At 26.6% G+C, this 14,400-nt stretch carries 12 protein-coding genes; all 12 read left to right on the forward strand.

Annotation, left to right across the window (positions count from 1 at the left end):
- Window positions 1–5 precede the first annotated feature (5 nt).
- The 12 genes from GQR95_RS05195 to GQR95_RS05250 all read left to right on the forward strand — a co-directional run bounded on the left by GQR95_RS05195 (window position 6) and on the right by GQR95_RS05250 (window position 14,242).
- Window positions 6–1,445, forward strand: a complete 1,440-nt coding sequence (locus GQR95_RS05195; protein WP_159022153.1) for a hypothetical protein — start codon at window positions 6–8, stop codon at window positions 1,443–1,445.
- Window positions 1,446–1,676: 231 nt separating this feature from the next.
- Window positions 1,677–2,915, forward strand: a complete 1,239-nt coding sequence (locus tag GQR95_RS05200) for a flippase (RefSeq protein ID WP_159022154.1) — start codon at window positions 1,677–1,679, stop codon at window positions 2,913–2,915.
- Between the two features lie 99 nt (window positions 2,916–3,014).
- Window positions 3,015–3,923, forward strand: coding sequence for a sulfotransferase domain-containing protein (locus tag GQR95_RS05205; protein WP_159022155.1), 909 nt, complete (start codon window positions 3,015–3,017; stop codon window positions 3,921–3,923).
- 40 nt (window positions 3,924–3,963) lie between these two features.
- The gene (locus GQR95_RS05210; protein WP_159022156.1) at window positions 3,964–4,482 is read left to right on the forward strand and encodes a hypothetical protein; all 519 of its coding nucleotides are present in this window, start codon (window positions 3,964–3,966) and stop codon (window positions 4,480–4,482) included.
- Between the two features lie 36 nt (window positions 4,483–4,518).
- On the forward strand, window positions 4,519–5,490 hold the full coding sequence (locus tag GQR95_RS05215) for a glycosyltransferase (protein ID WP_159022157.1): 972 nt from the start codon (window positions 4,519–4,521) through the stop codon (window positions 5,488–5,490).
- A complete protein-coding gene (locus GQR95_RS05220; protein ID WP_159022158.1) occupies window positions 5,483–6,679 on the forward strand; it encodes a hypothetical protein in 1,197 nt (398 codons plus the stop codon). The genes GQR95_RS05215 and GQR95_RS05220 overlap by 8 nt, the downstream gene beginning before the upstream one ends.
- Window positions 6,676–7,845: a glycosyltransferase gene (locus GQR95_RS05225; RefSeq protein ID WP_159022159.1), complete on the forward strand. Its 1,170-nt coding sequence runs from the start codon at window positions 6,676–6,678 to the stop codon at window positions 7,843–7,845. Before GQR95_RS05220 ends, GQR95_RS05225 begins: the two co-directional genes overlap by 4 nt.
- Window positions 7,842–9,137 carry an O-antigen ligase gene (locus tag GQR95_RS05230; protein ID WP_159022160.1) on the forward strand — a complete coding sequence of 432 codons (1,296 nt, stop codon included), beginning with the start codon at window positions 7,842–7,844 and terminating at the stop codon, window positions 9,135–9,137. Before GQR95_RS05225 ends, GQR95_RS05230 begins: the two co-directional genes overlap by 4 nt.
- Window positions 9,112–10,212, forward strand: a complete 1,101-nt coding sequence (locus GQR95_RS05235) for a DUF1972 domain-containing protein (protein ID WP_159022161.1) — start codon at window positions 9,112–9,114, stop codon at window positions 10,210–10,212. Before GQR95_RS05230 ends, GQR95_RS05235 begins: the two co-directional genes overlap by 26 nt.
- A gap of 443 nt (window positions 10,213–10,655) precedes the next feature.
- Window positions 10,656–12,266, forward strand: a complete 1,611-nt coding sequence (locus tag GQR95_RS05240; protein WP_159022162.1) for an ATP-binding protein — start codon at window positions 10,656–10,658, stop codon at window positions 12,264–12,266.
- Between the two features lie 2 nt (window positions 12,267–12,268).
- Window positions 12,269–12,934, forward strand: a complete 666-nt coding sequence (locus tag GQR95_RS05245; protein ID WP_159022163.1) for a response regulator — start codon at window positions 12,269–12,271, stop codon at window positions 12,932–12,934.
- A gap of 240 nt (window positions 12,935–13,174) precedes the next feature.
- Entirely contained in the window at window positions 13,175–14,242 is a 1,068-nt protein-coding gene (locus GQR95_RS05250; protein ID WP_159022164.1) for a putative zinc-binding metallopeptidase, read from the forward strand.
- Window positions 14,243–14,400 lie beyond the last annotated feature (158 nt).

Consider the following 14,400-nt stretch of genomic DNA (forward strand, 5'->3'; position numbering starts at 1 on the left):
TAATTATGATTAATAAATTAGTAAAAGGTCTTTTTAAAGTAATCATACTACTTTCATTAGTTTTATTAGTAATAAAATTATTTGAACCATTTTTTACAGAATCAGAAACATCTGTTTGGGATAACTTTTATGCTCAAGAAAAAAACAGTGTAGACATCTTAATTTTGGGTAATTCTCATGCGAATGCAGGAATTGATCAGAATATTTTACAAGCAAAATTAAATTCAAATGTTGTGTCTTTGGCTACAAGAGGTCAAAACATATATCAAACATATTATTGTGCTTTAGAAGCATATAAAAACCAGGTTCCAGAAGTTTTGATTATTGAAAATTATTTGTTTTATGAAAGGTTAACTATGGATGCATTTGTTAATCAAGACCCAACAATTAATGATTATATGAAAAGATATCTAACATTTGAGGGAAAGAAAATTGGTGAGGTTAAAATAGAAGAAGCTAGAGCTTTTTTTAAAGGGAATTTACTTGAAAATTTATTCCCATTAATTAAAAAACATGATAGATGGACTGATGTAGATGAGATTAAAAAAAGACTTAAGACTAAAGGCAAAAAAGAAAGACGCAGAGGTGTAACTATTCTAAGTCAGGCTTCTGTACAAGAGTATAAAACTAGAAGTGAGTTTAATTTAAATACATACAATATTCTTCCTGAAGAAGAAAAGGCTTTACAACAAATTGTTGATTTAGCTAAAGAAAAAGGAACTAAGAAAATCATACTATTAACAATTCCTTTTTATAACCATTACAGAAATAAGATTGATTATAATTCTCTAGATAAACCTTTAAAAGCATTTGTTAAAAAGAATGAGTTTGTTAATTATTTAGATTTAAATATTGAGTATCCTGATCTAGATAGATCATGTTTTTCAAATGAACCCGTTGGTTATAATCAGCATTTAAATTATAAAGGAGCAATAGTAGTAAGTAATTATTTGTCTAATTATGTTTATAATACGTATAAATTAAAGTCTAATAATAATGATAATAACTCTCTAGAGAGTGCGCTTTATAAAAGCATAAACTCAAAGCCTGAATTAACTAAATCTGAAGAATTCCTAGGTTTTTTTAGGATTAATAATTCTAAAAACAAAATTGTTTCTATAACTCAAGAAAAACAGGCTATTATTTTAGATGGCTGGATGACATTAAAAGATAAAAAATCAACTGATAATGAAATGTTTATAGGCTTAGTGAAAGGTAACAATTTTATGTATATAAATTCTGTTAATCAATTAGTTAGAAAAAAAAGATTAGATGTTACAAAAAACCTAAAAAAGAAGAATAATTTATACGATGACTCTGGTTTTAAGTTTAGCATTAACAGTGCTCTATTAGAGAAAGGTTTGTTTGATGTTTATACCATTATAAGAGATCCTAAAGGAAAGATTTTTGTTAAAAAATCGGGTAGAAAGGTTAAGATTATTTAGGTTTAAAAAAGGTACCTTTGTTTTTTGTAAAAAACAAGATTAACGTAAATAATTTATGTTAATTTATTCTATCGAATTTCTAATTTTCTTTGCTGTTTTTTTTAAAACTTTTTTAAAAATGAGTTATGGCTTTATTAATAATAAAAATATAGGAATATATAGCTATAACAACTAAAGATTTGTATGTTAAAGAAAGGGCTTTCATTAATTAGTACCTCTCAAATTAAAAATTTGGGGATAGTATTTTTTTTAAGAATACTAGGGATGTTATTAGCTTATGGCGCTATGATGTATATCTCTAATATGTATGGGGCAGCTGCTTACGGTAGATATTCTATTTCTTTAACAGTATGGCAGTTTTTAGTTTTAATTTTTTCATTAGGACTTCCTAATAGCATTGTTAAACTTACAGCAGATTACAGATATTTTAAGGAAGGAAAGCCACAAAATCAATATTTAAATAAGTCTTTAAAGCTTATAATCTTCTCGGGAATATTATGCTCATTTATTTTATTTGTTTCTAAAGAATGGTTAGCATTAACTGTATTTAAAGACAGTTACCTTATAGAATATTTTAAAATTATATCTTACTTTATTGGTTTTGGTATTCTGTATTTTTTTCTTTTAGAATTTATTAGAGGTAAAAAAAAATTTACAAGTTTTAGTATATTTCAAAATGTATTGCCTTATACAATATTAATTCCTCTATTATTTTTCTTTAAGAAATATAATTTTTTAGAAAGTAATATCATTTTTGCCTATGCTTTTTCTTTAAGTATATTGGCGTTAATACTTCTAATTTATTACCCTAGAAAAAATAAATTAAAGACTAATTATTCTTATAAAAGTATTTTTAGTCTATCATTACCTTTATTGTTTAGTGCGGCATTTATATTTATAAGTAACTGGACAGATATATTTATGTTAGGAAATATGGTGTCTAAAAAAGATGTAGGTATTTATAATGCGTCTTATAAACTTGCTTCTATTGCCTTAGTTGTAATTAATTCCATTAATGTAATTCTTGCTCCAAAAATATCAGAGTTATTTAGTAAAGGTAAGATTGATGAAATAAATACAGAAGTCCAAAAGGCAACTAAACTAGTATCATTAATTACCATACCTATGGTCTTAGTTTTAATTATTTTTAGCACACAATTATTAAGTTTATTCGGTCCAGAATTTGTCGAAGGAAAATTAGCTTTAATAATTATTTCTATAGGACTTTTGTTTAATGCTCTAAGCGGTAGTGTTGGGCAAATATTAAGTATGACAAATCATCAAAAAACATTAAGAAATTTTACAATTTATAGTGCTGTTCTAAATATAATTTTAAATTATTTTTTTATTAAATCTTACGGATTTGTAGGAGCTGCTTTAGCAAGTATGATTTCAAATATTTTTCTGAATACAATTTGTGTGATTTATATAAAAAGAGAGTTTAAGTTTTATACGTTTTTTAGATTTTAAATTTAAATTATAGATCAGTATAAAGAGTACGAAATGAATAATTATAAGTCTTTTACTATTTCGGTAGAAATTCCAGTGAAGGTTTTTAAAATATAGAGAATGAAGAAAGTAGATTTTTTTTGTATTGGAGCTCAAAAAGCAGGTACAACTCTTTTGCATGACATATTAAATCAGCATACCGGTATTTATCTTCCAACAGAAAAAGAAGCTCATTTTTTTGATGTAAACGAAATATATTCAAAAGGCTTGTCTTTTTATTTTGACAGATATTTTAGTACATATTATAACGAGAAATTAATTGGTAATATAAATCCTAATTTACAAGTAGAACAAAGATCCATAGATAGAATTATTGATTGTTTTGGCACAGATATTAAGATTTTGTTTTTTTTAAGAAATCCAGTGAAAAGAGCATATTCTCATTACTTAATGAGTAAAAAAAGAGGATATGAACCATTAGAGTTTTTAGAAGCAATAGAAAAAGAGAAATCAAGAATTGAAAATCCTGTTTTTCATAAAGATTATGAGTCTGAAGAATTGGGACATTTTGAAAAAAATCATTTCGGGTACATAAATAGGGGGCTTTATTCAGAAACCTTAAACTATTTGTATGAAAAATTTCCAAAAGAAAATGTTAGAATTTATGTGTTAGAGGAGTTTTTAAAAGATAAACAAAACACCATAAAAGATATTTTTACTTTTTTAAATATTGAAGAACAACAGTTAAATTTAAATTTAAAAAGTAACCCCGCTCAAAAGGCAAAATTTATATGGGTTTCTAAATTTTTAAACACGCCTTCGGGGTTAAAAGATTCTTTTAAACGTATTTTTCCAGACGTAATTAGAAAAAATTTTAAAAAACAGATTCAAAAAAGAAACTTTAAAACGATAAGTAATCAAGAAAAAATAGTGCCATATAATTATCAAGATTTAAAATCAATTTATTTTTCTGACGACATAAAGAATTTGGAAGGGCTTTTAGAAAGAAGAATAGAAATTTGGGATTAATATTATGAAAGTGTTTTTTATATATAAAGATTTTTGAACAATGAAAAATATACTAATTCTATTATGTTTTTTTCAGCTATTTTCTTGTAAGAAAAAAGGGGAGAATAGTAATTTAAAACAAACCACTATAGATAATGTTTTTAGTGTAGATCTTAATATTAAGATACTAGAAGATGATAAGTTACAGTTGTTTTTTATTCAAGATAATTCAGAATCTGGATTTAGCTTTCAAAAAAAGGTTAATGTAAATGTTCAAGGTAAAGATGAATTTCAAGTTGTTTCGTTTAAATTACCTTCAAATGTAATACCAATACGTTTTAGGTTAGATTTAGGTGATAATAGAAAAGAATCGGAAGTTCAAATTAAATCAATACTAATTAGATTGAATAACAATGTTATTAGTGTTGACAACTCTACCATTCAAAGGCTGTTTAACCCTAATAAGTATTTAATAACTTCAGATTATATCTCTTTTGAAAGAAAAATAATAGGTAATGATTATGATCCTTATCTTCTATCTACACCATTATTGAATAAGAAAATTGAAATTGATTTCTAAAAAACATAAATCAGAAGTTAAGTGGTAAACTCTAATATGAAAGTAACTGTTGTCACAGTAACCTACGGGAATCGATACATATACCTTAGTCAGGTAATAGAAGCGTGTATAAAGCAGTTTGTAGATAAAATCATTATAGTTTCTAATGGTAGTGAAGAGAGTGCTTTAAAACAGCTTAAACAGTTAAGTGTTGCAAATAATTGTATTAAGTTAATAGATTTGGAAGAAAACACTGGTTCTGCTAATGGTTTCTATCAAGGCTTAAAAGAAGCGCATAATAGTGGTGCTGAATTTATTTGGATATTAGATGATGATAATAAACCTCTAGAAAACGCCTTGTTAGAATTAAAAATGTTTTGGCAAACCAATACCCTTTCTAACAAAGAATCAGCTTTATTATCTTACAGAAAGGATAGGGAAATATTTAAGAAAGCCATTCAGAGTAGTAACCCTTATTTTATGTTGGGTACTAGAAATTCTTTTTTAGGATTTAGTGTTTTAAGTAAATTAAAAAAAATCTTATTTAAAGACAACGTATATTATAATCCGGACATAACACATGGAAAAGTTGCAGTAGCACCATATGGAGGCTTGTTTTTTCACAGTAATTTAATTGATGAAATTGGGCTTCCTGATAAAGATTTTTTCCTTTACGCAGATGATCATGATTTTTCTTATAGAATTACTCAAGGAAAAGGAGAAATAATATTAGTTTTGAAGAGTGAATTAGAAGATTTAGAAACTTCTTTTCATTTAAAGAAATCAAAAAGTATATTAAACACAAGATATTTTGGAACAGATTCCAAAAAAGCAATTTTTTACTCTGTAAGAAATAATGTTTTTTTTGAAAAAAAATTCAGAAATAATATTCTGTTATATAACTGTAACAAAATTACATACCTGATTTTACTGTTTATAATAATGATTTTCAATCCGCGAAATTTCTGGAAATTTTCAGTAATTATAAATGCGATAAACGATTCCAAGAAATTTAAGGAGAATGATTAATTTAAGAAATGTTTATATTTTTGTTTTCATCTTAATTGTAATTTCTTGTTTTGTTATAGGAGGGGTTGTTCAGTTTTTTATAGGTGTGCCAAATACAGTATTTTCTGTTTTATTGTCTGGTTTTTTTTTAGCTTTTTATTGTTTATATGTGCTTGTAAAGCATAAAGTTTTTTTAGATAGAGTTGTTTTATTACATCTTATATTAGGAATGTTAATAATAATAAGTGCTGTATTAAATGAAACTAGTTTAATTAAAACATTAATATATTTTATTTTTGTTTTTCTTCCGTTGGGTTGTTACTTGTTTTTTAAAGTAAACCAAAAAGAGAATTATATTTCGCAACTTAAAATTAGTAGAATATTCTTAGTTATAGCTTGCTTGCAGCTTCCTGTAATTCTAGTCCAACATTTTGGTTACGATTTCTTGATAGATTTTAATAGAAGTAACCAATCTGTTTCTGAAATTGATTTTATGTTTGGTACTTTTTTTTTAAAAGCAGACCATGCATTAGGTTATTTTATTTTATTTAATATTTTTAATCTTATAGAGAATAATGAGGATAAAAAAATTACAAAATATCCGACATTATTTTATTTGTATTTTGGAGCAACAATTTTAGCTTCAGAATCAAATATTTCAAAATTAATTTTAGGTGTTTTTGTTTTATATATGATATATAGAACGTTTCCAAAAAAAATTAAAATATTAGGAATTTTAGCTGTAATAATATCTTCGCCTTTTTTAATTTCTCAATTAATTAAATTTAAAGCTGTAGAGCATGAAATTTATATTATAAAGAAAGAATATAATGTTAAAAAATCTTATATTAATTATGAACGTGGTATAGCAAAACGTCCTCAAGTAATTATTACATATGCATCTAAAATTCCTTTAAAAATTTTTGGAGATGGACCTTACTCATATTTCAATATTTTAAAAGGTAAGTTTTCGAAAACCAAACATTTTTCACAAATTTTATGGATGTATGCAGATTTAGGAATTATTGGTCTGGTAATTTTTATTATGCTTTTATATGCCATTGTCAAGAATCTAGAATTAAGTAACCATATAAATGTTTTTGTTTTTGGGATTACACTTGTGTTTTCATTAATGACAACAATTTTTTCAGACTTATGTATAATGATAACATTAATGTGCATATTACAAAATAGAAAAAGAATAGAATGAACATAGTTATAGTACCTTTTCACGATTGGAGAAAAATTATTAAAGAAGGATCTCGTACTAGAGATGCTCATTTTATTGAAGTTTTAAGTCAAGAAAAAGATATAAAAAAAGTAATTATAAATAGGCCAATTACGCTGTTAGAAATACTTATTAAAAAAAAGAAAAAAGGCATTAAAGGCGAAATCATACATCAAAAAAAAGGTTTTACTTTGTATAAGATTGATGAGAATGTTTTTTTAATAGATTATCTTTCTAAAGATATATTTAATCAAATTATTAAAAAGTATAATTGGTATATTAATACCTTTTCAAAACCAGAATATATTGCGTTTATCGACTCTTGTTTTTCTAAATTAAATATTAAAGATTATACGCTTTTAAGTCAAAATGTATTTGCTTATAAATTAACCTCAAAATTAAAACCTAAAATTCGAGTTTTTGATGCATGGGATAATTTCACAAAATTTAAAGTATATCAATCTATTCTAGATCAAGTAAAGGAAGGGTATAATTCGTATGCTAAAACTTCTGATTTCTGGATTACAAACGCTAAAGAGAATATACGTTTTTTTTCAGATAAATTTAATCCTCGAAACATACATTTAATTTCTAATGGAGTAGATGTAAGGAGATTTACATTTAAAGAGCAGGTAAAAACGCCAAAAGACATGGTTAATATAAAGAGACCAATAGTTGGTTTTGGGGGAAAAATAACACAATTATTAGACACCGATTTAATTAATAAAGTTGTGTCTTCTTCTCCAAATGTGTCTTTCGTTTTTGTAGGTCAGTTACTCGATAAAGATGTTTTTAGTAAAATAAAGACACACTCTAATTTTTATTACCTAGGCGATAAACATTACGATAGTTATCCAGATTATGTTAAGAATTTTGATATATGTATTGTGCCTTATGTAACTAAAGAAGATGAAAAATCTGGCGCAGATTCTATTAAAGTTTATGAGTACTTAGCCACTGGAAAAAAAGTTGTTGGAACAAGAGGAAATGGGCTTCAGGATCTTGAAAAATATTTATACTTAGTAGATACTCCAGATGCATTTTCTAAAGAATTAAATGCTATTGAAAATAATAAACCATTAATGGATATTAATTCTCACACTTGGCAATCTAAAGTTGATAAATTAATGAGTATTCTAAACGTATGACATTTTTAAAATCTCTTAAATTACAGCTTATAAAACGTCCAGAAGAAACTTTAGTTTGTTTAGTGGCGGCAACAATACCATTTATGGTAAATCTAGGTAACATATCCGTGATTTTATCAGCGGTATATAGTTTGTACTTAATTATAACAAAGAAGACTACCTTAGGTCAGTTTAATAATTTTGCTTTTTATTTTCCTTTAATTTATTTTTTTATCATTGTTATTAGTGCGTTAACAAGTAAAGATGTAGGCTATGGTTTAAAAGTGGTTAATAAGAACCTGTTATTTATATTAATTCCTTTTGTGTTATTTACGTTTAGAAATGCAAATTATAGTATAAAACGAGTGCTATCGGTGTTTGCGTTGTCAACATCTTTAGCTACCTTAGTATTAATAATTTATGGTGGTTTTAATATCCTCTGTGGAAAAGGGTTTAATACTCTGTTCTTTCATGAGTTTACAATGCTTTACGATCAACATCCTGTTTACTTTGCTTTATATATCGCATTAAGCATTTTTATAATAACATATTATGCCTTTACATTGCATTCTAATGCTGTTTTTAAGAATAAGATAATAGTAGTAGGACTTATTTTACTTCTTTTGTGTGGGCTTGTTTTAACGGCTTCTAAAGCTGTAATATTTATTTTCATTCTTCTGTATATTGTCCTTATCTTTATGTTAGTTCCTAAGAAGAAATATAAGCTTTCTTTTTTAGGTTTAATATTACTTTTTATTCCTTTATTATCTAGTATTCCTGTTATTAAAGAGCGTTTTCAAGAAGGTGTTCATTTTGATATAAAAGATTTTAAACCTACAAACAATTTAGCAGAAGCTTATCTTTTTAATTACGAAGATAAAACAAGTATTAGTGATCTTGAATTACGTTATATATTTTTAAAAATCGGATTATTTCATACAACACAAGATCATAAATTATTGTTTGGGTATGGTGTTGGGGATGTTCAAAATTATTTAGATTATTACTATATGTATTATGGATTAGCACCAAATTGGTATGAAGGATATAATGTTCATAATCAATATTTACAGATGCTAATATCTTTAGGAATGTTAACGTTCTTACTTTTTATATATTATCTTTTTTTTAGTTTTAGAATTGCTGTAAAACCAATGAATAAGTTGTATTTATTGTTTTTAATAATGATTACTTTTGCGCTTCTATTCGAATCTTACTTCGAACGAAACAAAGGCATTGTATTTTTTGTTTTTATGAATACATTGTTTTTAATTGATTTATTAAAATATGAAAATAGGAATATTAGGGACTAGAGGAATACCAAATTACCATGGTGGTTTTGAGCAATTTGCAGAGTATTTTTCGGTATTTTTAGCTACCCAAGGACACGATGTTTTTGTCTACAATTCTAGTGTGCATCCTTATCAAGAAAAGATTTTTAAAGGGGTTAATATTATTCACTGTAAAGATCCTGAAGATAGTATAGGAACAGCCGGTCAATTTATTTATGATTTGAATAGTATTCTAGATTCTAGAAAAAGAGATTTCGATATTATTCTTCAGTTAGGGTATACCAGTAGCTCTATTTGGTATAAGTTATTACCTAAAAAGAGTCTTGTAATTACAAATATGGATGGATTAGAGTGGAAACGATCTAAATATTCTAAAAAGGTTCAAGCATTTTTAAAAATAGCAGAATCGCTCGCTGTTAAATCTAGTGATTTTTTGATTTCTGATTCTATAGGAATTCAAAACTACTTGCAAAAAAAGTATAATGTATCATCTAAATATATAGCATATGGTGCAAATTTATTTCTTGACCCCAACAAAGCTATTCTAAAGGAATTTGGTGTTAACGCATATAAATACAATATGTTGATAGCGCGTTTTGAACCTGAAAATAATTTAGAAACTATTTTGGATGGTGTTGTTTTATCTAAGCAAAAAGATCCTTTTTTAGTCGTTGGAAAACATGATACAAATACATTTGGAGCGTATTTAAAGGATAAGTATAAAGAGCAGACTCATATTAAATTTTTAGGTGGAATTTATGACTTAGAAATTCTAAATAATTTAAGATATTTTTCTAATCTGTATTTTCATGGTCATTCTGTAGGAGGAACTAATCCATCTTTACTAGAGGCTATGTCTTCTAATGCTTTAATCGTTGCGCATAACAATGATTTTAATACATCTATTTTAAAAGATAATGCTTTATATTTTAGTTCGGATATAGATGTGAAACACGTTTTAGATACTATTAATAAGAGTCAATATTCTAATATGCTTAAAGGGTGTTATCATGAAATTTCCGAGAAGTTTAATTGGAACACGATTAACAAACACTATTTAGACTTTTTTAAAGATTGTTTAAATCAAAATAGATAATTTTATTTTAAATAAAAAATAGTAGTTAATCAAAAGAAAATACCACCTTTTCTACTGTTTACTAAGTATTCTTAAAAAATAAACCAAACCTCTAAAATACGCATAAATTAAAGTTTATGAATTCTATTTTTATAAGATGTTTTTTAAATTGTTAATTTATTGGAAACAAGCTATTTGTGTGGAATTAATTTTTGATACAAAATTTAAAAAACCACAATTTTAAAATTACTCAAAAATCAAAAAAAAACAGATTAAAATTACTGAATTTTTAGGTTGTAATTTTTAATAAAAACAGAAAAAATAAAGCAGGTAAATAGTTGTGAAAAAGTATTTAAAATAGTTTTCAATAATTAATTTTTTCAATCTAAATATCTTCCTATTTTTAGGGCATGAAGTTTTTTAAAAATCGAAATTATTTTCTTAGGTTTTTTGTCTTATTATTTGTGTTTCATTTTCAAACTATTTATAGCTTTCAAAATAAAGAAAAAGATAGTTTAGTATATTATAATAAACTAATTTCTAATCCTAATAACAATTCTTCTTTAACCAAGGCCTATTTGTATTTCGATAAAATGAAAGCCAAAAGCATAATAGAAAAAGATACCTTTTATGCTATTTATTATTCTCAAAAAATATCTGTAATACAATATTATATAGGCGATTACTATGGTTGTGAAAATTCTATAGTCGAAGCCTTAAGACTATTAGTGAACTCTAATTCTAAAAGAGCAATTGCAAATAAAATAAGCCTTTACAATAGGTTGGGTAAAATTTACGATCAGTTATTAGATTATAATTCTGCATTAAGGTTTTATAATAAAAGTTTAGAACTTGCCACAAGTCAAAAACAGATTAATATTATACAAAATAATAAAGCACTAATATTTATAGATCAACATAAGTTTGAGTCTGCAGAATTTGAGTTCTCAAAAATTTACAATGAAAGTAAAAATTTAGACGACACATTAGAAACTTATAAAGCTTTAGATAATTTAGGTTTTGTGCAGTCTAAGCTTAATAAGCCAGAAGGTTTAGATAATATGATTACGGCTTTAAATTTAAAAATAGCCAGTAATTACCACATGAGTATTTATGCAAGCTATGCACATTTGTCTGAATATTATAAAGATAAAAACGACATAAAGAAGTCTTATTTTTATGCCCAAAAAGGGTACGATATTGCTAAACAAATTAATAGTCCATCGTTTTTAAAAGAAGCGTTAAGAAATTTAATTTCTATTGCTCCAAACCCGAATGTTGTTGCCTATTTAAAGCTTACAGATAACTTAAATACAATAAAACAATTACAAGAAAATAAATATGCAAAAGTTAAATACGATTATACAGAAAAAGATAATATAGCAAAAGAGACTCTGTTAAAAAAAGAACGTGAGAAACGTTGGAAATTAACGTATTTATCTCTTGGAATATTCATTGCGTTAGTGTCTGTATTTGTGATTGTTTTTCAGAAATATAAATATAGAAAGGAAAGAATGTTTCAAATTTATAATACAGAAACTCGAATTTCTAAGAAGATACACGATGAGGTTGCCAACGATGTACATCGCGTCTTGAACGAGTTACAAGTGCAACCACGAGTTACAGATGAAATTTTAGATGAATTAGAGGGGATTTACGAACGTACTCGAGATATTTCTAAAGAAAATAACACTTTAGATGTCAATTTTAATTTTGAAGAATTATTGAATGATTTGTTACTGGGGTATAAAAGTAATCAGGTAAATATTATAAAAAATTCTGATTCAAAAATAGATTGGAATAAGGTTAAGCGTTATAAAAAAGTTGGTCTTTATAGAGTTATTCAAGAACTCTTAGTGAATATGAAAAAACATAGCCAAGCTTCCATTGTTGTTTTGAAATTCAGTAAAATCAATAAAAAAATAGAAATTTTTTATAGTGATAATGGGTCTGGAAGTGAATTAATTAAAGGATCTGGAATTCAAAATGTGGAAAACCGTATAAAAAATATTAATGGAACGATTACTTTTGAAACAGGAGCGGGTAAGGGCTTTAAAGCAAAAATAATCATATAAGTATGTTCAAAAAAGTTTTAATAGTAGATGATTACGATGTTGTTAACGAGGGTGTACTTGCAGTGCTAAAAAGTAAAGGTGTTTTTAATGTAGAAAAAGCTCAGTATTGCGACGAGGCTTTCCTTAAGCTTAAAAAAGCAGATCAAGACCAAGATCCATTCGATTTAATGATAACAGATTTATCTTTTAAAGTAGATTTTCATGAAGGAGATATTCTTTCTGGAGACGAGCTTGTTATTGCTGTAAGGGATTATGGGCTTAAATTGCCAATTATTGTGTATTCTATGGAGAACCGCCTACAACGTGTAAGAAGTTTGGTTAATAAATACAATATTAACGCTTATGTGTGTAAGGGGCGAAGAAGTTCTTCAGAGTTAGGTCAGGCTATTTCAGAAATTCAAGATAATAAACTATTTCTCTCTCCCCAAGTAGAACACGCTTTAAGTCCGCATACATCTCTAGAGATTAAGGATTACGATATAAATCTTATTAAATATTTATCTCTAGGTTTGTCGCAAAATGATATTAGTAAACTCTTGGAAGAAAAGAATATTTCGCCTCGAAGTTTAAGTTCTATAGAAAAACGATTAAATAAATTAAAAGACGATTTTAAAGCAAAGAATGCTACACATTTAGTAGCTATAGTGAAAGATTTAGGGCTCATTTAAAAGTTTTAAATGTTTCAAAATATATGAATCCTTAGGTTTATATCATTATTAATTACATAAAGGGGAAAGGCTTTTGTTACATTTAAAATAAATTGTAATAATGGCCTTTTTAGTTTGTTATTTTAATAGTTCTCAATCCTGAAATCTTATGGTTTTTTGAGAAAAAATTAGATTATATTTGCCCCCCCCCGAAATTATTGAGTACTATTTACCAATAGTTTATTTTAATACTTTTTTCTTATGAAGATATTTCAATGTAGTCATTGCGACTTTCCTGTGTTTTTCGAAAATACAACTTGCGAAAGTTGTGGATCGGCTTTGGGATATCTAGATTCAGAAAACGAGATTTTTTCTAATAATACAAGACAGGTTGAGTGGACTATTAATGGCGAAAATTATACCTATTGTAAAAATAAAAACTTACACGCATGTAATTGGCTAGTTCCTATAGACGACGAAACTGGATTTTGTACATCTTGTAACTTAAATAGAACAATTCCAGATTTATCTGTTCCAGAATATTACGAACGTTGGCAAATTATGGAAATAGCAAAGCATAGACTTATTTATGCTTTACAACGTTTAGAGCTTCCTTTAATAAGTAAATTTGAAAATCCAGATACCGGATTGTTTTTCGACTTTTTATCTAAAGAAGATGCCAATGCTAACGGAAAAAAAGTAATGACTGGGCATGCAAATGGTGTTATTACTATCCTTTTAGCAGAAGCAGATACCGTAACACGCGAGCAAATGCGTATCTCTTTAAATGAAAAATATAGAACCTTAATAGGCCATTTTAGACACGAAATAGGGCATTACTATTGGGATAGAATTTTTAGAAATAATACTGAATTTTTAGAATCGTTTAGAAGTTTGTTTGGCGACGAGAGTAAGGATTATGCCGAAGCGTTAAAAACACATTATGCAAATGGCGCACCTAAAGACTGGAAAAATAATTATATAAGTACATACGCATCGTCACATCCTTGGGAAGATTGGGCCGAAACTTGGGCGCATTATCTTCATATTTTAGATGCTATGGAAACTGCTTTTTATTTTGGTTTAGAAGGCAATCCTAATTTGCGTAATTCAGAACATATGCGTATTGCAGCCATTTATCCTTACAAGGATAATCTTCCATTTAAAACTATTTTAGACGAAATATCTTCTCTGTTTTATGCTGTTAATAGTATAAACAGATCTATGGGAATTACAGATGTATATCCTTTTGTAATATCAGACAAGGTTATCGAGAAATTAGAATTTATTCATCAAATATTACAGCGCTATAAAATGCTTGTCCCTTAGGTTATACTCGTTTCAAATTTAAACTTCCAAAAACACTTCCATTTTCTTAGATAATTAAAAAACAAAGGGCTCTAGTTGTCTTCGCTCTTGTTGTGCTTTACAGTGTGTAATGGTGTTGTGTATAATTAGTATACGTTAGACTTCGTTGTGTATAAAAA

The sequence above is a fragment of the Formosa sp. L2A11 genome (genome assembly GCF_009796865.1).
Taxonomy (GTDB): domain Bacteria; phylum Bacteroidota; class Bacteroidia; order Flavobacteriales; family Flavobacteriaceae; genus Formosa.

Coding starts and splice junctions, on each gene's coding strand:
- GQR95_RS05230 (WP_159022160.1), top strand. CDS start 7,842: ATGACATTTTTAAAATCTCTTAAATTACAGCTTATAAAACGTCCAGAA.
- GQR95_RS05210 (WP_159022156.1), top strand. CDS start 3,964: ATGAAAAATATACTAATTCTATTATGTTTTTTTCAGCTATTTTCTTGT.
- GQR95_RS05205 (WP_159022155.1), top strand. CDS start 3,015: ATGAAGAAAGTAGATTTTTTTTGTATTGGAGCTCAAAAAGCAGGTACA.
- GQR95_RS05225 (WP_159022159.1), top strand. CDS start 6,676: ATGAACATAGTTATAGTACCTTTTCACGATTGGAGAAAAATTATTAAA.
- GQR95_RS05215 (WP_159022157.1), top strand. CDS start 4,519: ATGAAAGTAACTGTTGTCACAGTAACCTACGGGAATCGATACATATAC.
- GQR95_RS05235 (WP_159022161.1), top strand. CDS start 9,112: ATGAAAATAGGAATATTAGGGACTAGAGGAATACCAAATTACCATGGT.
- GQR95_RS05245 (WP_159022163.1), top strand. CDS start 12,269: ATGTTCAAAAAAGTTTTAATAGTAGATGATTACGATGTTGTTAACGAG.
- GQR95_RS05195 (WP_159022153.1), top strand. CDS start 6: ATGATTAATAAATTAGTAAAAGGTCTTTTTAAAGTAATCATACTACTT.
- GQR95_RS05220 (WP_159022158.1), top strand. CDS start 5,483: ATGATTAATTTAAGAAATGTTTATATTTTTGTTTTCATCTTAATTGTA.
- GQR95_RS05250 (WP_159022164.1), top strand. CDS start 13,175: ATGAAGATATTTCAATGTAGTCATTGCGACTTTCCTGTGTTTTTCGAA.